17 protein-coding genes and 3 pseudogenes are annotated in these 19,058 nt (G+C 36.5%); 2 read left to right on the forward strand and 18 right to left on the reverse strand.

All coding sequences use genetic code 11. The features are described 5' to 3' along the window. Window positions 1-104 precede the first annotated feature (104 nt). The 9 genes from C564_RS0117100 to C564_RS0117140 all read right to left on the reverse strand — a co-directional run bounded on the left by C564_RS0117100 (window position 105) and on the right by C564_RS0117140 (window position 11,905). A complete protein-coding gene (locus C564_RS0117100) occupies window positions 105-1,283 on the reverse strand; it encodes an FtsW/RodA/SpoVE family cell cycle protein (protein ID WP_018766142.1) in 1,179 nt (392 codons plus the stop codon). A 345-nt stretch (window positions 1,284-1,628) separates the two neighbouring features. Further along, complete coding sequence (locus C564_RS0117105) at window positions 1,629-2,945, reverse strand: dihydrolipoamide acetyltransferase family protein (RefSeq protein ID WP_003208433.1); 1,317 nt, start codon at window positions 2,943-2,945, stop codon at window positions 1,629-1,631. Window positions 2,946-2,960: 15 nt separating this feature from the next. After that, window positions 2,961-3,944, reverse strand: coding sequence for a 3-methyl-2-oxobutanoate dehydrogenase subunit beta (gene bfmBAB / locus C564_RS0117110; protein ID WP_003200187.1), 984 nt, complete (start codon window positions 3,942-3,944; stop codon window positions 2,961-2,963). Window positions 3,945-3,957: 13 nt separating this feature from the next. Next, window positions 3,958-4,959, reverse strand: coding sequence for a 3-methyl-2-oxobutanoate dehydrogenase subunit alpha (gene bfmBAA, locus C564_RS0117115; protein WP_018766143.1), 1,002 nt, complete (start codon window positions 4,957-4,959; stop codon window positions 3,958-3,960). 26 nt (window positions 4,960-4,985) lie between these two features. Continuing rightward, entirely contained in the window at window positions 4,986-6,407 is a 1,422-nt protein-coding gene (gene lpdA, locus C564_RS0117120; protein WP_018766144.1) for a dihydrolipoyl dehydrogenase, read from the reverse strand. Between the two features lie 4 nt (window positions 6,408-6,411). Continuing rightward, the gene (gene buk, locus C564_RS0117125) at window positions 6,412-7,515 is read right to left on the reverse strand and encodes a butyrate kinase (protein WP_018766145.1); all 1,104 of its coding nucleotides are present in this window, start codon (window positions 7,513-7,515) and stop codon (window positions 6,412-6,414) included. An 87-nt stretch (window positions 7,516-7,602) separates the two neighbouring features. Next, the gene (locus C564_RS0117130) at window positions 7,603-8,703 is read right to left on the reverse strand and encodes a leucine dehydrogenase (protein ID WP_018766146.1); all 1,101 of its coding nucleotides are present in this window, start codon (window positions 8,701-8,703) and stop codon (window positions 7,603-7,605) included. 34 nt (window positions 8,704-8,737) lie between these two features. Beyond that, a complete protein-coding gene (yqiS, locus tag C564_RS0117135; RefSeq protein ID WP_018766147.1) occupies window positions 8,738-9,637 on the reverse strand; it encodes a phosphate butyryltransferase in 900 nt (299 codons plus the stop codon). 195 nt (window positions 9,638-9,832) lie between these two features. Beyond that, on the reverse strand, window positions 9,833-11,905 hold the full coding sequence (locus C564_RS0117140) for a sigma-54 interaction domain-containing protein (protein WP_018766148.1): 2,073 nt from the start codon (window positions 11,903-11,905) through the stop codon (window positions 9,833-9,835). A gap of 138 nt (window positions 11,906-12,043) precedes the next feature. Here C564_RS0117140 and C564_RS0117145 point away from each other — a divergent pair, with 138 nt between their 5' ends. Further along, window positions 12,044-12,277 (forward strand): DUF2627 domain-containing protein, encoded by a 234-nt coding sequence (locus C564_RS0117145; protein WP_003200204.1) that lies wholly within the window; start codon window positions 12,044-12,046, stop codon window positions 12,275-12,277. A 36-nt stretch (window positions 12,278-12,313) separates the two neighbouring features. Here the strand turns inward: C564_RS0117145 and C564_RS0117150 are convergent, their stop codons facing one another. Next, window positions 12,314-13,042 carry a glycerophosphodiester phosphodiesterase gene (locus C564_RS0117150; protein ID WP_018766149.1) on the reverse strand — a complete coding sequence of 243 codons (729 nt, stop codon included), beginning with the start codon at window positions 13,040-13,042 and terminating at the stop codon, window positions 12,314-12,316. 50 nt (window positions 13,043-13,092) lie between these two features. Between C564_RS0117150 and C564_RS34915 the strand changes: the two genes are divergently transcribed. Further along, window positions 13,093-13,239 (forward strand): YycC family protein, encoded by a 147-nt coding sequence (locus C564_RS34915; RefSeq protein ID WP_003200201.1) that lies wholly within the window; start codon window positions 13,093-13,095, stop codon window positions 13,237-13,239. A gap of 407 nt (window positions 13,240-13,646) precedes the next feature. Here C564_RS34915 and C564_RS0117160 read toward each other — a convergent pair whose 3' ends face one another. The 8 genes and pseudogenes from C564_RS0117160 to C564_RS0117190 form a co-directional block, all read right to left on the reverse strand. Further along, window positions 13,647-14,972, reverse strand: coding sequence for a glycosyltransferase family 2 protein (locus tag C564_RS0117160; RefSeq protein WP_018766150.1), 1,326 nt, complete (start codon window positions 14,970-14,972; stop codon window positions 13,647-13,649). Window positions 14,973-15,116: 144 nt separating this feature from the next. After that, a pseudogene (gene wsfD, locus C564_RS38215) lies at window positions 15,117-16,233 on the reverse strand (glycan biosynthesis hexose transferase WsfD); the annotation flags it as partial. Between the two features lie 356 nt (window positions 16,234-16,589). Continuing rightward, window positions 16,590-16,829, reverse strand: a pseudogene (locus tag C564_RS38435) (hypothetical protein); the annotation flags it as partial. Next, the gene (locus C564_RS0117175) at window positions 16,817-17,128 is read right to left on the reverse strand and encodes a hypothetical protein (RefSeq protein WP_026008601.1); all 312 of its coding nucleotides are present in this window, start codon (window positions 17,126-17,128) and stop codon (window positions 16,817-16,819) included. The pseudogene C564_RS38435 and the gene C564_RS0117175, both read right to left, overlap by 13 nt. A gap of 232 nt (window positions 17,129-17,360) precedes the next feature. Continuing rightward, window positions 17,361-17,465 (reverse strand): annotated as a pseudogene (locus C564_RS37505) (sporulation initiation factor Spo0A C-terminal domain-containing protein); the annotation flags it as partial. A 235-nt stretch (window positions 17,466-17,700) separates the two neighbouring features. Then, window positions 17,701-17,937: a helix-turn-helix domain-containing protein gene (locus tag C564_RS0117180; RefSeq protein ID WP_018766151.1), complete on the reverse strand. Its 237-nt coding sequence runs from the start codon at window positions 17,935-17,937 to the stop codon at window positions 17,701-17,703. Between the two features lie 178 nt (window positions 17,938-18,115). Beyond that, a complete protein-coding gene (locus C564_RS0117185) occupies window positions 18,116-18,571 on the reverse strand; it encodes an SMI1/KNR4 family protein (protein ID WP_018766152.1) in 456 nt (151 codons plus the stop codon). Between the two features lie 14 nt (window positions 18,572-18,585). Further along, window positions 18,586-19,038 (reverse strand): YrhA family protein, encoded by a 453-nt coding sequence (locus tag C564_RS0117190; RefSeq protein WP_018766153.1) that lies wholly within the window; start codon window positions 19,036-19,038, stop codon window positions 18,586-18,588. Window positions 19,039-19,058 lie beyond the last annotated feature (20 nt).

The following is a 19,058-nucleotide window of genomic DNA, read 5'->3' on the forward strand; positions in this document are numbered from 1 at the left end:
AATCATCACAAACTTTCACACTCCCTTTAGTTTGTGATGATTAAGATCATCTATACAAAAAAGACCGATTCGCATGAAAACGAATCAGCCTTTTTACATAAAAATTAACTAACTGAAAACATATACTTTTTGTATGTTTTCCGTACCGATAAGACGAGCCCCATCATCATCATATTCGAGAATAAGGAACTTCCTCCATATGATAAAAACGGAAGCGCAATTCCTTTTACCGGCATTAATCCAACAATCATACCAACGTTTTGGAAAATTTGTAATGTTAAAACACCAATTACTCCTGCACATAATAATGTACCAAACAGATTATCTGCTGAATACCCAATTATAATTGTTCGATATAAAAGAAGCAGGAACATAAATACAACAAAAGCTGCAATTAAAAATCCACCTTCTTCAGCAATTGTAGCAAAAATGAAATCGGTATGCTTTTCAGGAATATATACACTTCCATATCCAAATCCTTTTCCATCCATTCCCCCACTACCAACCGCTAAAATCGATTGTTGTGTTTGATAACCTTGATCCACATGCTCAAATGGATCCAACCAACCCAAAATTCGTGACCGTTGATGCGGCTTTAGTAAAGTAACCAATTTGTTGAAAAAAATGTCTGGGTATTTCAAAAATATAAATACTAACGTGGACAATATGGTCAGTGGAATAACTGTACATATTGCAATTAATTTCTTTTGAATACCTGACATAAACAAAATACATGCAACCCCTGCAGCATATAGGAAAACCATCCCTGTATCAGGCTGACTATATACGAGTAGAGCAGGTGGAATCGATACTAAAATAATTTTACCCATTAATCTTAAATCCGTTTGAAAAGTCCGTACCCTATATTTTTCATTATGCTTGACTGCTAAACTAGCAACTAAAATAAGCAACGCAATTTTAAAAAACTCTGATGGCTGGATTGCCCCGAGAACCGGGACTTTAAACCATCTTTTTGCCCCTAATATTTCAGGGGTTAAAGCTTTGAATGGTGAAATCTTAAGTATTATAATTGAAGCAAATCCAACAATATAAAATGGCCACGCTAATTTTTGCAGTTGATCTAAATCAATACTTGCAACAAGTAGTAATAACACAATACCTATCACATAGTTAATCCCTTGCTTCATTGCAAAATTTGAATTTCCATATTGTCCTGTTTGTTGACTGCTATATATGGCAGCTATACTCGTGACGCATAATATACACAAAATTAAAATTAATTTTACATCTAAACTTTTTAGAAATTCGGTACTTCTCTTCATGACATCCTCCTGAAACATTGTTAAGGCAAAATAAAAAACCAGGAGTCAACATTCTTTATATTTTGACGACTGATTGCACATTAATCTATAAAATACTTATATAGAATAACTTTCTTTTTTAAACAATACAATACATTATACTACAGTTTCATCAGTAAGATTTTCCAAAAAAAAATTCTTTTCTTATTGTATATCTATATACTGGATATCAGCAATGTATTTTCGTAAATTCATAATACATTATTATTCATTGTCACATTAATGGAAGGCATTTTTTATTGTGGGATAAAAAGTGAAGAAATATATTTTTTCTAAAGTAAAAAGCTCGCAGACGCGAGCTTTTTATTAATATACAGACGTATTATTCTCTGATACATTTTCAAGAATTTCTTTTACACGTCCTAAGAATTTACCACAAATTAAGCCATCCAGTACACGATGATCAAGGGATAAACATAGGTTAACCATGTCGCGTGCACCGAACATACCATTATCCATAATAACTGGACGCTTTACAATAGATTCTACTTGTAAAATAGCAGCTTGTGGATGGTTAATAATACCCATAGATTGAACAGAACCAAATGATCCTGTGTTATTAATTGTAAATGTACCGCCTTGCATTTCGTCTGCTTTCAATGATTTTGTACGAACTTTTCCTGCAAGTTCAGTAATTTCACGAGCAATACCTTTAATTGTTTTCTCATCTGCTTGTTTAATAACTGGTACAAATAATTCATCTTCTGTTGCAACAGCGATAGAAAGGTTAATATCTTTCTTTTGAACAATCTTGTCACCAGCCCACATTGAGTTAATTTGTGGGTATTCTTTCAATGCTTGTGCAACTGCTTTAACGAAAAATGCAAAGAATGTTAAGTTGAAGCCTTCACGCTTTTTAAATTCGCCTTTAATTGAATTACGGTATGATACAAGATTTGTTACATCTACTTCAATCATCATCCAAGCGTGAGGTGCTTCGTGTTTACTACGCAGCATGTTCGCAGCAATTGCTTTACGTACACCTGTTACCGGAATCTCAATATCGCCAGGTACTGTCGGTACAGATACAGGTTTTGCCGCTTCTGTCTTTGGAGCTGATGGTGCAGTCACTTTTGGTGCTTCTTGTGATGCCTGCATAGATACAGGTGCTGCTTCTTTCTTCGCACCAACTACCGGAATGTTTCCAGATTCCACAAGCTTCAGAATATCTTTACGTGTAATACGACCATTTGCACCCGTACCTTCTACTGCATCTAAATCAATATTATGCTCACCTGCAAGTTTTAATACAGCTGGTGAGAAACGAGGTTTGCCATCAGTTGGTTGCTTCACTTTTGGTGCTTTTTCAGCTGAAGCCACTTCTGTTTTTGGTTCCTCTTTTGTTTTCTCTTCTACAGCTGTCGCAGCTACCTCATCCGCGCCCTCTACTTGGATCACACAAACGACTTCACCTACAGCAAGTGTATCACCTTCAGCAGCGACTAACTCCTTCACAATTCCTGTGAAAGAAGATGGTACTTCTGCGTTTACTTTATCTGTCATTACTTCTGCAAGCGGATCATATTTATTTACGTGATCGCCAACATTTACGAGCCATTTACTAATTGTACCTTCCGTTACACTTTCCCCAAGCTGAGGCATTGTGATATTTTCTACAGCCATGTATAGTCCCCCCGATTAAAATTCCGCAAGTTCACGCATTGCTTTTTCAACTTTATCTGGATTTACCATAAAGAATTTTTCCATTGTTGGTGCATATGGCATTGCTGGAACGTCTGGACCTGCAAGACGTGCAATTGGTGCATCAAGGTCAAATAAGCAATTTTCTGCAATAATTGCTGCTACTTCACTTATAATGCTTCCTTCTTTGTTATCTTCCGTTACAAGAAGAACTTTACCTGTTTTAGAAGCTGCTTCAATAATCGCTTCTTTATCTAATGGATATACAGTACGTAAATCAAGAATGTGAGCAGAAATGCCATCTTTCGCTAATTTTTCAGCAGCTTGAAGAGCAAAGTGAACACATAATCCATATGTGATGACAGTAATATCATCACCTTCACGTTTTACATCTGCTTTTCCGATTGGTAATACATAATCATCTTCTGGTACTTCGCCTTTAATTAAACGATATGCACGTTTATGTTCAAAGAATAGTACTGGATCTTCATCACGAATTGCCGCTTTTAATAATCCTTTTGCATCATATGGTGTAGAAGGAATAACAATTTTTAAACCTGGTTGGTTTGCAAACATTGCTTCTACAGACTGTGAGTGATACAATGCACCGTGAACGCCGCCACCAAACGGTGCACGCACAGTGATCGGACAAGTCCAGTCATTATTAGAACGGTAACGAATTTTTGCTGCCTCAGAAACAATTTGGTTTACTGCTGGCATAATAAAATCAGCGAATTGCATTTCAGCAATTGGACGCATTCCGTACATCGCTGCCCCGATTGCTACCCCTGCAATTGCAGATTCTGCAAGCGGTGTATCAAGCGCACGATCTTCACCAAATTGATCATATAATCCATTTGTCGCTTTAAATACGCCACCTTTTTTACCAACGTCTTCTCCTAATACAAATACTTTCTCATCGCGTTCCATTTCCTCGCGCATTGCTAATGTAATCGCGTCAATATAAGACATTACAGCCATGAAACGTTCCCCCCTATTCTGCGTATACGTGCTTCAATGCATCTTCAGGTGCTGCATACGGAGCATTTTCTGCATATTCTGTTGCTTCGTTTACGATATGCATAATTTCATCTAACATTTGTTTTTCAGATTCCTCTGTTAACACGCCAACCTCTTTTAAGTAAGCAGCAAATGTAAAGATGGAATCTTTTTTCTTCGCTTCTTCTACTTCTTCTTTATCACGATATACACGATCATCGTCATCACTAGAGTGTGCTGTTAAACGATATGATACTGTTTCAATTAAAGTTGGACCTTCGCCGCGGCGGCCACGATCCGCTGCTTCTTTTACAGCTTTATATACTGCAAGTGGGTCATTTCCGTCCACTGTGTATCCTGGCATACCGTAACCAATTGCACGATCTGATACATTTTTACATGCTAATTGCTTTTCAACAGGGATAGAAATTGCATATTTGTTATTCTCACACATGAAAATAACAGGCAATTTGTGTACGCCAGCAAAGTTAGCACCTTCGTGGAAGTCACCTTGGTTAGAAGAACCTTCACCGAAGGTAACAAACGTTACTAAATCTTTCTTTTCCATCTTTCCTGCTAGTGCAATGCCTACTGCATGAGGCACTTGTGTTGTAACTGGTGATGAACCTGTCACAATACGGTTTTTCTTCTGACCGAAGTGACCAGGCATTTGACGGCCACCAGAGTTTGGATCTCCTGCTTTTGCAAAGCCAGACAACATAAGCTCTTTTGCTGTCATACCAAACGCTAGTACTACACCCATATCACGGTAGTATGGTAATGCATAATCTTTTTCACGATCAAGTGCAAATGCTGCGCCTACTTGTGCAGCTTCCTGTCCTTGACAAGAAATTACGAATGGAATTTTCCCTGCACGGTTTAACAACCACATACGTTCGTCAATTTTACGTGCAAGCAACATCGTACGATACATTTCTACTACTTGCTCATCACTTAAGCCAAGCTCTTCATGGCGCTTTTCTTTTACTTCTGCCATTTTCATAACCTCCTAAATCCACATTTTTATGCGTGTAACGCTTTTCCATCTACTGCTAATGCAGCTTCACCAATTGCTTCTGATAATGATGGATGCGGATGAATTGTATGTGCAACTTCCCAAGGTGTTGCATCAAGTACTCTTGCAAGACCCGCTTCAGAAATCATATCCGTTACATGTGGGCCAATCATATGAACACCGAGAATATCATTTGTTTCTTCATCAACTACAAGTTTCACAAAGCCATCTGATTCTCCATATACAAGTGCTTTTCCGATTGCACGGAATGAGAACTTACCTACTTTTAACTTATAGCCTTTTTCTTTTGCTTCCTGTTCTGTTAAACCAACAGAAGCTACTTCTGGACTACTGTATACACATTTCGATACCATAGAGTAATCGATTGGCATAACTTCTTTATCAGCAATATGTTCTACAGCAACAATACCTTCATGAGAAGCAACGTGTGCAAGTTGTAAACCGCCAATTACATCACCAATTGCATAAATATGTGATTCTTTCGTTTGATAAAACTCATTTGTTTGAATGTATCCTTTTTCCACAATGATATCTGTATTCTCTAAGCCGATATTTTGCGTATTGGCTTGTCTTCCTACAGATACAAGCATTTTTTCTGCCTTGAATTCTTTATTTTCACCATTGTGTTCGGCTTGAATTGCTACTCCATTATCTTTTACCAATGTTTCTGGTAATACTTTTGCACCTGTTACCACTTTAATTCCCTTTTTCTTCAAGAGACGTTGCATTTCTTTCGAAACATCTTGATCTTCAAGCGGTAAGACATGTTTTGCATATTCTAATACGGTAACTTCAACACCGAAATCAGCAAGCATAGATGCCCATTCAATTCCAATTACGCCACCACCAACAATGATAACTGATTCCGGAAGCGTTTCCATTTTTAGGGCATGATCCGATGACATTACGTATTCTCCATCTAGTTCTAACCCTGGTAAAGAGTTTGGACGAGAACCTGTTGCAATAAGCACATTTTTAGGAATCAACATTTCATTCTCTTCTCCACTTGCAAATTCAACCGAAATTGTTCCCGGCATTGGAGAGAAGATAGAAGGTCCAAGAATGCGGCCGATACCTTCAAACACATCAATTTTACCTTGCTTCATTAAATGCTGAACGCCTTTATGAAGCTGCGTTACAATCTTTTCTTTACGCTCTTGCACTTTAGCAAAGTTCAACTCTACATTGCTCGTTACAACGCCAAACTCTTCACTCTTTTTCGCCGTTGCATATACTTCAGCACTGCGCAGCAATGCTTTACTAGGAATACAACCTTTGTGTAAACAAGTGCCACCAAGATTATCTTTTTCAACAAGCGCTGTTTTTAGCCCTAATTGTGATGCACGAATAGCAGCAACATATCCGCCAGTACCGCCGCCAACGATGACTAAATCATATTCTTTTGCCATTATCTCAACCCCTAGCTACCGTTTCTTTTTCTCGTACAACATACTCTTTTGAAGCTTCTTCCTCACGTAATACACGAAGTGCCCCTTCCGCTAATGCTTGTAATTCATCTTCACCTGGATGCACAATCACATCAGCAATCCAATGAACGCGCTCCTTGATCTCATCAACAAGAATTTTGCTATATGCGAGTCCTCCTGTTAAAACGATTGCATCTATTTTCCCATGAAGAACTGTGCTAGCTCCGCCGATTTCTTTTGCAACTTGATATGCCATCGCTTTATAAATAAGTGTTGCCTCAGGATCACCTTTCTCAACCATGTTCTCAACTTTAATTGCATCGTTTGTACCAATAAGGCTTACTAATCCGCCTTGTCCAACAATCTTTTTCATCATTTCATCGCGGTAATACTCACCTGAGAAACACATTTCTATTAACTGTCCAACCGGCACTGTTCCAGCACGTTCTGGACTAAATGGACCTTCACCATTCAAACCATTATTTACATCAATAACTTTTCCTTGCTTATGAGCACCAACCGTTATCCCGCCACCCATGTGCGCAATTAATAGGTTTAAATCTTCATATTTACGACCAAGTTCCTCTGCAACTTTACGCGCCACAGCTTTTTGGTTTAACGCATGAAAAATACTTTTTCGCTCCATGCCAGAAATACCACTAATACGAGCAATTGGATCCATTTCATCAACAACAACTGGATCGACAATAAATGCTGGAATATTTAATCCTGAAGCGATTTCATACGCCAAAATACCTCCAAGATTTGAAGCGTGATGACCGCTATATCCATTTTTCAAATCTTCTAACATTGCTTCGTTCACTGTATACGTACCACCTTCAATGGGACGAAGTAATCCCCCGCGGCCGCAAACAGCGTTTAATTTCGAAATATTAATACCGTGAGAATGTAAAACCTCTAAAATTGTTTCTTTTCGAAATTCATATTGATCAATAATTCGTTTATATTTACCGATTTTATCCACATCATGACGAATGGTTTCTTCGAGAACGGGTCTTTCATTATCAAAAACACCTATTTTTGTGGATGTACTACCCGGATTAATAACAAGGATTCGATTTAAGGACAATGTTGCTACCTCCACCTATAAATTCAAAAGGAAGTGGAAACCTCGTAAGAGGTAACCACAGCTTTTGTAGAAGTTGTATATGATAGATTAGCGACGGCTAATAATGTCATGGCCGTTGCGTAAGAACGTGCTACGAGTATTTTTCAAGCTTGCAATACGCTCTTCAGCTAGACGATCTGCTGCAACATAAGTTGGTACACCATCACGTTTTGAAATCTCAATTACTTTTGCAATTGTGTCATAAATAGACTCTACACGTTTTAATGCACGTTCTCTATTGTATCCATATAATTCATCTGCTACGTTAATTACACCGCCTGCATTAATTACATAGTCTGGTGCATATACAATTCCCATTTCATGGATTGCGTCACCGTGACGATCTTCTTTTAATTGGTTATTTGCAGAACCTGCAATTACTTTTGCTTTAAGTTGTGGAATTGTTTCGTCATTTACTGTTGCACCTAATGCGCATGGTGCATAAATGTCACATTCTACACCGTAAATTTCATTTGGTTCAACTGCTGTTGCACCAAATTCTTCTACTGCACGTTGTACCGCTTCTTTATTAATATCTGTAACGATTAGTTGTGCACCTTCAGCGTGTAAATGTTTGCATAGGTGATATGCTACGTTACCAACACCTTGAACAGCAATTACTTTACCTTCTAGGCTGTCTGTACCAAATGCCTCTTTCGCTGCTGCTTTCATACCACGGTAAACACCATAAGCAGTTACTGGAGATGGGTTACCAGAAGAACCAAATGAAGGTGAAATACCTGTCACAAAATCAGTTTCTTCGTGGATAATATCCATATCATCAACAGTTGTACCAACATCTTCTGCAGTAATATAACGCCCGTTTAAACCTTGGATGTAACGTCCTAATGCACGGAACATTGCTTCACTTTTATCTTTACGTGGATCGCCGATGATAACTGTTTTTGCACCACCTAGGTTTAAACCAGCTGCTGCGTTTTTATATGTCATCCCTTTTGCAAGACGCAATGCATCTTCAATCGCCGCTTCTTCAGAATCATATGTCCACATTCTTGTTCCACCAAGGGCTGGTCCAAGTGTTGTATCATGAATTGCAATGATTGCTTTTAATCCAGATTCTTTATCTTGACAAAATACTACTTGCTCATAATCATATTTTTCTAAGTATTCGAAGATTTCTAATGTCATTGTCATTTCCCCCTAATTGTTTTACCCTTTTGGTTTATTTAGAAGCAGTCGCAACTGCTAAAGCTAATGAATATACTTTTGTTTCTGCTGAATCTGCACGAGATGTTAAAACAATCGGTGCTTTTGCGCCAGCAATCATCGCTCCTACATTTGCATTTGCAAAATAGACAAGCGATTTATATAGCACGTTTCCAGCTTCAATCGTTGGGACGAGTAAAATGTCTGCCTTACCTGCTACATCACTTACTATGCCTTTGTGCTCTGCTGCAATTTGTGATACAGCATTATCTAAAGCAAGCGGTCCATCAACGATACAATCTTTAATTTGTCCACGACGATTCATTTGGGTTAACATCGCTGCATCGATTGTCGCCTGCATCGCTGGATTAATAACTTCCACCGCTGCAATCGGAGCCACTTTTGGCAATTCGATTCCTATTGCCCGGGCAACTTCAACAGTATTTTGTATAATAGCAGCTTTTTGCCCTACATCAGGTGCAATGTTCATCGCTGCATCTGTAACAAAGATAAAGCGATCGTAATTTGGAACTTCAAACGCTGCAACATGTGATAACACACTACCCTTGCGAAGTCCCCACTCTTTATTTAATACTGCTTTTAAAATACTTGCTGTTGGGATGTTCCCCTTCATAAGTACGTCTGCTTCACCATTTCTTACAGCTTTAACAGAAAGTTCTGAGGCCTCAGCACTTGATGATGCCGCAATCACTTGAACGTGTTCTGAAACTTGTAAGTCATGCTCTTGTAGCATACCCATAATTTTTTCTTGATTTCCATATAGACGAAATTGAGCTAACTGTAATTGAATTGCCTTAGCTACTGCTTCAATTACTTCATGATCTTCAGCCACTGCTACAGCCACAGTTTTTTTAGGCTGCCCTGCTGCTTGATCAATTAAGTGTTTTAACTTCATATCTTGTAATCAACCCTTTCCGTCGTCCCTCGTCTATTTAATAAGCAAATATCGTGCCAACTTTCCAAATTGGTCATACCAATTATGAAAACGCATACAAAATACAGTGAAATCAGTACTTTGGAAAATTACATAATATTCTGTCTTAAATTGTTGTTTTTTGCGTACCATGCAATAAATTGCATGGTACGCAATTTATTGCATGCTATTTTTTGCATGGTCATACTTTTCTAACTTGTAATATAAATTTCGAACTGAGATTCCTAACACTTTCGCTGTCTTTGTTTTATTCCCACCAAACTTCTCTAAATATTCATGTATGATGTTCCCTTCAAACTCCGTAACCAAATGTTCAAGGGGCTTTTCTTCTAATTCTGGCAATAAATTATTTCCTTTTAATTCCACTTGATCTTCCTTATGCAAAGAAGGCAAATGATGTACATCAATATACATCTCATTATAGTTCATAAAAATAATCGCCCGTCCCAAAATATTCTCAAGCTCCCTGACATTCCCCGGCCAATCATACGATCGCAAATATTCAATAGCCGATTCTGTTAACCCTTCTACATTCCGGCCATAATCTTGATTAATTTTTTGAATCAATCGTTCTGATATAGCTGGAATATCTGCCTTTCGCTGACGAAGAGACGGAATTTGAATTGGAATTTTATTTAGTCGATAATATAAATCTTCTCTGAATGCACCTTCCAAAATTGCTTTTTCTAAATTTACATGCGTCGCTGCAATCACCCGAACATTAATAGGAATTGGTTTTGTTCCTCCAACTTTTACAATTTCTTTTTCCTGCAAAACGCGCAATAATTTCGCTTGCGTATTCGCAGATAGTTCCCCAATCTCATCTAAAAAAACACTCCCATTATTTGCTTCTTCAAAGAAACCTCTTTTACCACCTCTTTTCGCACCAGAAAAAGCTCCTTCTTCGTAACCAAATAATTCACTTTCCAATAAAGTTTCCGAGATAGCAGCACAGTTTACACGAACAAACTTATTGTATTTCCGATTACTCCCGTTATGAATAGCGTGCGCAAATAACTCTTTACCAGTCCCTGACTCCCCGCGAAGTAATACGGTTGCTGGTGTGTTTGCTCCCAGCTTTGCTTGCTCTATTGCAGCCATCGTTTCATCAGACGTTCCTACAATATCCTCAAAAGAATATTTCGCTTCTAGCGTCCGAATAATTTGTCTTGCCCGGTTTAATTCATGCGTTAATTTTTGAATTTCGGATACGTCACGAATAACACCAACGCTACCTTTCAATATACCATCAACAATAACCGGTGCGACATTTACAATGACATCTCGTTTTTTCTGACCAATTTTCATATGAATCCCTCGTACCGCCCTACGCGTCCGAAGTACTTTCATATGCATACTTTCCCCCTCTACAATATCAGTCGTTGCAGGTTTTCCAATTATGTCATCCTCTGTAAGGCCTGTTAACTTTGTATAAGCAGGGTTGATGACAAGACCTCTTCCTTTCTCATCTACAACAGAAATCGCTTCCTCAGATGAATAAATAATCGCTTCCAATAAGGTTTGAATTTCTTTTAAATCTGTAACTTCTTCCGCTAAATCTACAACTTCTGTAATATCTTTAAAAATTGCAAATGCCCCTTGCACCTCTCCATCTTCTTTTAAAATAGGAATACGTGTTGTAATAATCTTCTTTTCATTTCCTAACGTCAATTCATGATTTACTTCTATTTGTTTCGTTCGTATAATACGAAGTAACTTACTAGTCGGAATTACTTCTAAAATATATTTCCCAGTCGCTTCTTTCGCTTTATAACCCGTTATACGTTCTGCACTTTTGTTAAATAATTTCACATAACCTTCTGAATCAATGACAATCATTCCATCATGAGTAGAATTTAAAATCAAATTTCCTTGCTGCGTTTGGCCTTTCAGTTTTTCAATTAAATTCTCTTTCTCATGTGCCAACTTCGTAACGATCTTCGCAACATCCCCTGGTATAAGGAGTGTATTTTCTTGCTTTTTTGCGAATAAAACCTTATGTAAATGGTAATCACCACTCATATCAAAAATTACATCCACATCCACTGTAAGAAAAGAATCTAAATCTTCTCCAACTGCAATACCTTGTTCTTGCGCAATCTGTAATCCTTTTGCATTCGGATTTATATCGATAACCCCAACGACTTTAAATATATTCGAATTTTGCAGCAAACCAAGAATCGTACTTCCGCCTTCGCCCGCTCCAATAATTAATACTTTTTGTTTCACACATCCCACTTCCTCTCGAAGTATCTCTGCAAGATTTTTCACACCTTTATCTTACTCGTTCAGCAATCACTTGACAAATCCCCTTTCTATATAACATCATTTGATATATACAAAATTATCTGAAAAGGAGCGTTATCTATGCAGCGTTACCTTGCTCTTCTATTAGCACTCATCCCCATCTCATTAGCAGTGCTAGGTATAAAATTGATGAGAGATACTGTATTTGGTATTCTTTTATCTCCAATCCCTGTATTATGGTTACAATTTTTAATAGGTGTATTCTGCTTTGCAATCGGTTTTTATATCTTTGGAGGCTTTGTTGTACATCGTGATCGTAAACGAAACAAAGTACAAGCTCGTTTCAGAAGATAAAAGAACATAAAAATGAGACCCTTCTAATGAAAGGTCTCATTTTTTCGCTTGTAATAACACTCTCGCTGCTTCTGGATAATCAGTAATAATCGCCGATATGTTCATATCAAAATACTTACGCATAACCGTTTCATCATTAATTGTATAAGGCCGCACTTCAACTCCGCTCTCCATTGTTAATTCAGCTATTGCATCCTGAAGGTAACGATAGTTCGGATGAATCGCAGTAGCCCCCATTTTTCGCGCATACGCCCACGGGCTATGTAAACCTTCTCGATACAAAATGGCCGTTTGAATATCCGGAGCCATCATATGACATCTTTTCATACTGTAATGATTAAAAGAAGAAAAAATAACTCGATCTTCTAGGCCAAACTTTCGTATAAGTGTTATAACTTCTTCTTCTAAACCACAATATGGAATTTTATTATTTTTAAATTCAATATTGAGCAACAAACAATTCGAGTTTAGCCATTCTAGCACTTCTTCTAATAAAGGAATTTTGCAAAAACCTATCTTTTCCGAAAACTGGTGACTCGCATTCAATTTTCGCAAATCTTCATATAAGTAATTACGAACGGCACCTTTTCCATTCGTTGTACGATTGACAGTTTCATCATGAATCACAACAACTTTTTTATCCTTCGTAAATTGAACATCTAATTCTATCCCGTCTGCCTGAAACGATTCCGCAGCTTTAAATGAAATCATTGTATTTTCTGGATACGCCCCCGCCGCACCGCGGTGCGCGAATATAAGAGTCATCCTCACTCCCCCAATCTTATGCTATACTATACGAAAAAGGAGGTACTTCTATGAAACCATTACAAATTTCTCCGGATACTGCAATTCGTTTATCAAAAGCTCTAGGTGTTCCACTTGAGCAAATTATGCATATGCCGCAGCACATTTTAGTTCAAAAGTTAGTTGAGCTAGAAAAACAAAATAAAGATGAAGAATAATCCAGTCCTGTTTTGCAGGACTGTTTATTTTCTCTATTCACCATATTTCCACCCATATATATCATAATATCATAAGCAGATTCTTACATAAACTTCAGAAACATATTTATCCCGCTATTCACAGGCAGTAAGACCCCCACCTCAAAATTTAGTGAAAGCAAAGAAGTTAGATGGAGGACCGGCCGCCCGTAAAAGCTCGATTGGTGAGGGCTAATAATCAGTGAGGATGAAGAAAACCCTCACTAATTAAAGTTTCACTTTATAACAGAAATAGTTTTTAATAAAGTAACCTTTTAATCTCCTTACCTCTTGTCGTGAGGAGTTCACTAACCAAAACAAAGAGAAGAGATACCACCAGTACCTCTCCTCCTTGTTTATTCCTTTATTTATAATAAGCCGCGCAGTTACTATTTGTCTTTTTTATGATTTATGGATGTTTTGTTATGTTCCGTTTTCACCCATGTATGTTGCTGCTTCCATTTGATTAACCCCACAATTTGAGCATATATAAACGTGTATGCATAATAGAAAATCGAGAAACTCATCTGAACTAATTGATATTTCCGATTTGTATCTATCTTAACTGCATAATACATACAAACAACAAATTGATAAGTAAACAGTATCAATGAAATAATACTAGCCCCCAAAATCATTGCCACTAGCCGCTTCCCTATGCTCGGAATATCCTGATATGATTTCGTAACAACAACATAACCAAAGGCAATTAAAATACCTATTAAAGTTATAGTCATTTGAACTGCACGTGTCATACCAAATAAATAAAACAACTGGTCAATAATTTTCAACTTACCTTTTTCAGTAAATAACTTTTTCATCATCGGCTTAAAATTAGTAAAGGCTACATACCAATGCCCCTGTGACCAACGTGTCCGTTGCTTAATACTTACTTTAAAGTTATCCGGTTTTTCATCATACACACGAACAAAGTGATTCCATAATACCCTTCCGTTATCTTTAACAATTTCCATTTCTAACTCTAGATCCTCTGTTAAAGAAACAAAACAAAACCCCCCATGTTTCATCAGGTACTCCATTTTAACAATAAATCCAGTTCCACCAATAGCATTCGGTAACCCGACACGATATTTCGCCAACTGAAAGAAACGATTTGTTAAGTAATAGCTCATAGCATAACCAAGAGACAAATTAGTCGCCGAATTTTTGGAATCTAAATAAATTTGAATCGCTTCTGGCTTTTCTTTTGCAATATATTGAGAATTCAACTCTTGTAAAACATTAGAATCAACATGATTATCAGCATCTAGAATCATTAAACAGTCATATTTTTTGATCAACTCTTCAAATCCTAAATAACGTAATGCATATTGCAATCCTGCTGGTTTACCGACTCCCTCACGCGGAAATAATTGTTCACTTGTATTTACATATTTCATTCCCTTTTCTTCACAAATATCCCCAGTTCTGTCAGTACTATTATCATTTACAATATAAATATCGTATAAATCATCTCGATATTGAATTTTGTTCAAATTATCAATAGTAGAGCCAATTACCTTCTCTTCATTATGCGCTGCCACTAAAATTAAAAACTTTGTCTTGTCTTCAACTAATTCATAGTCCCGCTTTGCTCTACCGAAGCCAAAAAGAGATAAAATCACATAATATATGGTATTAATGTTAACATACAAAGTAATCACAAAAAATACACCTAATAAAACCGTAACTACTTTACTATTCAAAAATTCCATATTTATCCTCCTAACAGACCTAAACCCTCCCAATACTGAATATTGAAAATTTTTAAGCCGTTCTATTAGACCCAATTTAATATTCAATCTGAATTTTAGAACAAATAGGTTGAACTATAGTAGCATTACATCAAAAAAGAATAAGGTCTGTCCCCGGCGATATTCTAGTAGAAATCCCCCTCCATATAAAACATATAAGAGTACAATCTATAAAAAACCATCGGGATGATACTTTTCTTTCAGGCTACTCCAAAGCGAAAACACCTCCGCCTGTGCCGCCGGTGTTGGATTGTCCTGTTTTTCGTAATTACCAAGGAAAGCAGTTCCCTCCAGTTTACTCCAAAGTCGTTCTGGATGAGTCAAATAATATTTAGCAATGTCAGGAAATTTAATCTTACCGTAAAGCTCCTTGTATAGTCTCGGGTCTTCTTGCGGTATCACAGCATCAGACCAAAAATGTGTACCCGCATTCACAGCAAGTGTTGGATCTACATCAAGATTGCGCAAATCCCGCTCCGGGTGTGGAGAGTCTTTGAGAATTCCATAAAATATAGTTTGATAGATATTGATTTTATCAATCCATGCAGGTGAACTTTTATAACAAATGAACGATAAAGTCAAAAGTAACGCCGTTCCTGATACAATCAAACTCCTCCATACTGCACCCTTACGCATAAACCACAGCCTAATTGCAAGTAATGCTACTATAAAACCAGCTGGTGTATACTGAGTTTTAGAGCAAGCATGATTGCCAAAACATAAAATAATATAACTAACCACACAGAAGAATATTTCTGACGCGCAAGCTGAATTCCAAACGCCATTGTTAAAAAAAGAAATATGTACGCAACCGCTTCACCATACATAGAATTAAAATACACTATATAGCCAACATCAACAAAAACGATTATCACCAAAGCAACAAGCAGTCCATTAATAACCTTATTATTTGTTTTGTTCAATTTCACAATTACGTATAGGGCTAAATATATTCCAACGCAAGAACACGTATATCAAACCCCGGACCAGGTAGTAACCGCCCAAGCCATAAAGCAGGCATCATAAGAATTAATTGCGACGAAACGTAGTCACCCGAAGCAGGATTGACACGGGCATATAGATGATGAATAAACGAAAAATATCTGTCTGCCCTCGCTTCGTTCGAACCTGCATAGACCAAGCCGATTTGAACCATAATACGTTCAAAATCCCCGTTATCAGCTAAGCCGATAATTGGTTTAATAAATAATAAAAACACCATTAAAATCGTCGCAGTAATCACTGCGACAACCTCCCAGCCCAACTATTTTTTCTGCATTTTTATTCTCCTTCATTTATGCGGCTAACTGTGCGTCCCCTTATTGTCAGATGCAAATTCTATTACTATGACTTTTACCAAACAACCATGCAATACCCACTGATTGTTTTTAATTTTTCTAATCATCGGAAAATTCAAAACAAAAAATGAAAACCAATAATTTCTTATATAAAACTCTACCTTCACACCCTTCCAAAATCTGCAATAACAAAGTTACACCAAATGATACAGTAGCCCAATAAGCTTGTCAATATTCCCTTGACATTTCAAATTGAAATGTCAAATACAATGCTTTAAAATAAAAAGGCTAACAAAATAAATAGCTTTATTACATATGAGTACAAAGCAAACACTTTATAAGATGTTGTTTTATAGTTTGATACTATATTTGTGATCTTATCATTTTTTTGCTCAAACCATTCTCCAATGCGATACATCGAAAATTGACTCGATACCCATTCTCTTTCAACCTTTTCATTTAAATGGCTAGTATACCCGGCAACCCCAAAGTCTTTTAATCGCTGCACTATAATTTTTTTAATTCCGATGCTAATACGATACATACATAGCCGATAATCGCTACATTTGTAAATACTAAATTTAATTTACTGATAACAAATTTATAATACATAAAAAACATACTAAAAAGGATCAACGTCGATACTATAACACTAAACACCTTTTTAGATGTATAATACTCCGTTGGATATGAGAACTCCCACGCCATCCATATAGTTTTCGGAATAAAGAATTCAATCGCTATAATTGAAAAGATAATAAAGAAAGTTGTTAAGACCAATGTTGTATAAAATCGGCCTGCTACATTTTTAAAAGACATCTACATAAACTCCTAAAATTTCCAGATTGAAATATACTGTCCAGCGACATATTTTAATTTAACGACAACACTAAATTTTTTTCTTTTTATCCTATCTGTAAAACTCATTCAAAACAAAAACACCGTTTTTCATTCGTTTGATTTACAAACGAATGAAAGACGGTGTTGATCGAAATATATTAACTTCACTTGTTGATAACTTTACATTATGAAACTCTCAATACAATAACGTTTATGAAGCCTTATGTTCAAGCCTCAACTTATCTGCAACCATTGCGATGAATTCGGAATTCGTAGGTTTTGCTTTTGACATCGATACAGTATAACCAAAGGCATTAAACGTTGATATGTAAGTATTTCTGAAGTTTTCTTTTCGTCCAATAAATACGTTAAATTTCACGCCCTTTATTGGTTTAGTTTTTCTTAATTCATTGGTAACATTACATTATTAATATGTATAAGAATATAATACATATTCACAGGGACAAACGTCAATAGAATTAAATGATATCCATGTACTGTTTCACGTTACTCTCTATTCAACTTCATAATTTACCACTGTACCCTTGTTCCTATAGTCTAAGTTGGTAAGTATTCGAAGCTTTCCCTTGTCCTACTGTAACAGACAATAGCCCCTGTTCTTTCAGCCCTTTTATTGCCTTTGAAGTTGTATTACGATTAGCACGTAAATAATCCTGTAACTGGTTATACGATAACTTCACGGGTGCTTTATCCGCTTCTAATTCTTTCATAATATATAGTAGCAATAGTTCTGTCTTATCTAAGTTATTGCGTTTAAATAATTCCAACCGTAATCCTCTTCCCTTGTTCTGTCATTTAACACTCATACTAATGATGCCTTACATTCCATATAGTACATATTAATTACTATAAAAACAATGAAAACCTCCTCTTAACTGTGGGTTTATATATTAAAAAGACTTATGCGTAATTCACATAAGTCTCACTTTTGTTACTCTTAATTAATCATTCGTCCTCGTCTTCAAAATCACGTAAACTATTAAGTAATTCTGTAAAAGATGAACAAACAGGATAGATTGCTTTTTCCATCTCTTCTTCCTCATGTTCCCAAAATACGACTGTTGGTGATTGTAGGTCATTTCGGTAATCGAAGCATAAGAAGTTTCCATACGGGTCTGTGGCAAACGGGTACACTTTATCTACGAATCTGTCTTTTATGCCTTCATATACCCGAAGAATGGAGTACTTGCTTTCTGAATCTAAAGTTAATAGATAACTAAATGAACTTCCATCTTGTCCCTGTATATCAAATACTTTTGGGTGCGGGTATCCTCCATCATATTGTTTCACACATTCAATAAAGTCGTTAGGAAATTTAATACCCAAATACTGTTCTAATTTCTGAATTTGTTCATCTGTAATTTTCTTTTTTCTTACATCAAACCATGTAATATGATTCATTTTAATGTCCCACGCTAAAGAAGGGCTGTTTTCAATGCTTCTTCAAGCATTGTATTGAAATCATTATATGTTTTCATCACTGTGCCAGATGGTTTATCAAGTTCTAGATAAGTACCCTCAGATAAGTTTTTACAAAACCACGCAATATTTGAATCTCCAAAGAAAAGATACTCTTTTTGAAATTCATTTTCATACCAAATCTCATTCGTGTCTATAAATCCACAAATCGGTTCGTTTCTTTCTGTTTCTAGTAAAGAAGGGTCAACTCCATAAATAACTAGTCCACCAAAATCTAAACCATTTACGTTTTTAAGAAACTCCTCAAATTCAATAGGTAAATCAACATTAAATTTCTCTTTCACGTGTTCTCTTAATCTATGAACTTCAGTATCTGTTGCTGGTGTGTTCAAATTAAAGTTAACACTTTTCAGTATATCTCCAATTTCTAAAACTAGATTTTTCCACATATAAAAACCTCTTTCTAAGT

It is taken from the genome of Bacillus sp. 105MF, assembly GCF_000374885.1.
Taxonomy (GTDB): domain Bacteria; phylum Bacillota; class Bacilli; order Bacillales; family Bacillaceae_G; genus Bacillus_A; species Bacillus_A pseudomycoides.

Bases quoted from the DNA above. Each gene is read 5' to 3' on its own strand.
- C564_RS0117100 (WP_018766142.1), bottom strand. From the start codon at position 1,283: ATGAAGAGAAGTACCGAATTTCTAAAAAGTTTAGATGTAAAATTAATT.
- C564_RS0117105 (WP_003208433.1), bottom strand. From the start codon at position 2,945: ATGGCTGTAGAAAATATCACAATGCCTCAGCTTGGGGAAAGTGTAACG.
- bfmBAB (WP_003200187.1), bottom strand. From the start codon at position 3,944: ATGGCTGTAATGTCTTATATTGACGCGATTACATTAGCAATGCGCGAG.
- bfmBAA (WP_018766143.1), bottom strand. From the start codon at position 4,959: ATGGCAGAAGTAAAAGAAAAGCGCCATGAAGAGCTTGGCTTAAGTGAT.
- lpdA (WP_018766144.1), bottom strand. From the start codon at position 6,407: ATGGCAAAAGAATATGATTTAGTCATCGTTGGCGGCGGTACTGGCGGA.
- C564_RS0117130 (WP_018766146.1), bottom strand. From the start codon at position 8,703: ATGACATTAGAAATCTTCGAATACTTAGAAAAATATGATTATGAGCAA.
- yqiS (WP_018766147.1), bottom strand. From the start codon at position 9,637: ATGAAGTTAAAACACTTAATTGATCAAGCAGCAGGGCAGCCTAAAAAA.
- C564_RS0117145 (WP_003200204.1), top strand. From the start codon at position 12,044: ATGCAGCGTTACCTTGCTCTTCTATTAGCACTCATCCCCATCTCATTA.
- C564_RS0117150 (WP_018766149.1), bottom strand. From the start codon at position 13,042: ATGACTCTTATATTCGCGCACCGCGGTGCGGCGGGGGCGTATCCAGAA.
- C564_RS34915 (WP_003200201.1), top strand. From the start codon at position 13,093: ATGAAACCATTACAAATTTCTCCGGATACTGCAATTCGTTTATCAAAA.
- C564_RS0117160 (WP_018766150.1), bottom strand. From the start codon at position 14,972: ATGGAATTTTTGAATAGTAAAGTAGTTACGGTTTTATTAGGTGTATTT.
- C564_RS0117175 (WP_026008601.1), bottom strand. From the start codon at position 17,128: ATGTCTTTTAAAAATGTAGCAGGCCGATTTTATACAACATTGGTCTTA.
- C564_RS0117185 (WP_018766152.1), bottom strand. From the start codon at position 18,571: ATGAATCATATTACATGGTTTGATGTAAGAAAAAAGAAAATTACAGAT.
- C564_RS0117190 (WP_018766153.1), bottom strand. From the start codon at position 19,038: ATGTGGAAAAATCTAGTTTTAGAAATTGGAGATATACTGAAAAGTGTT.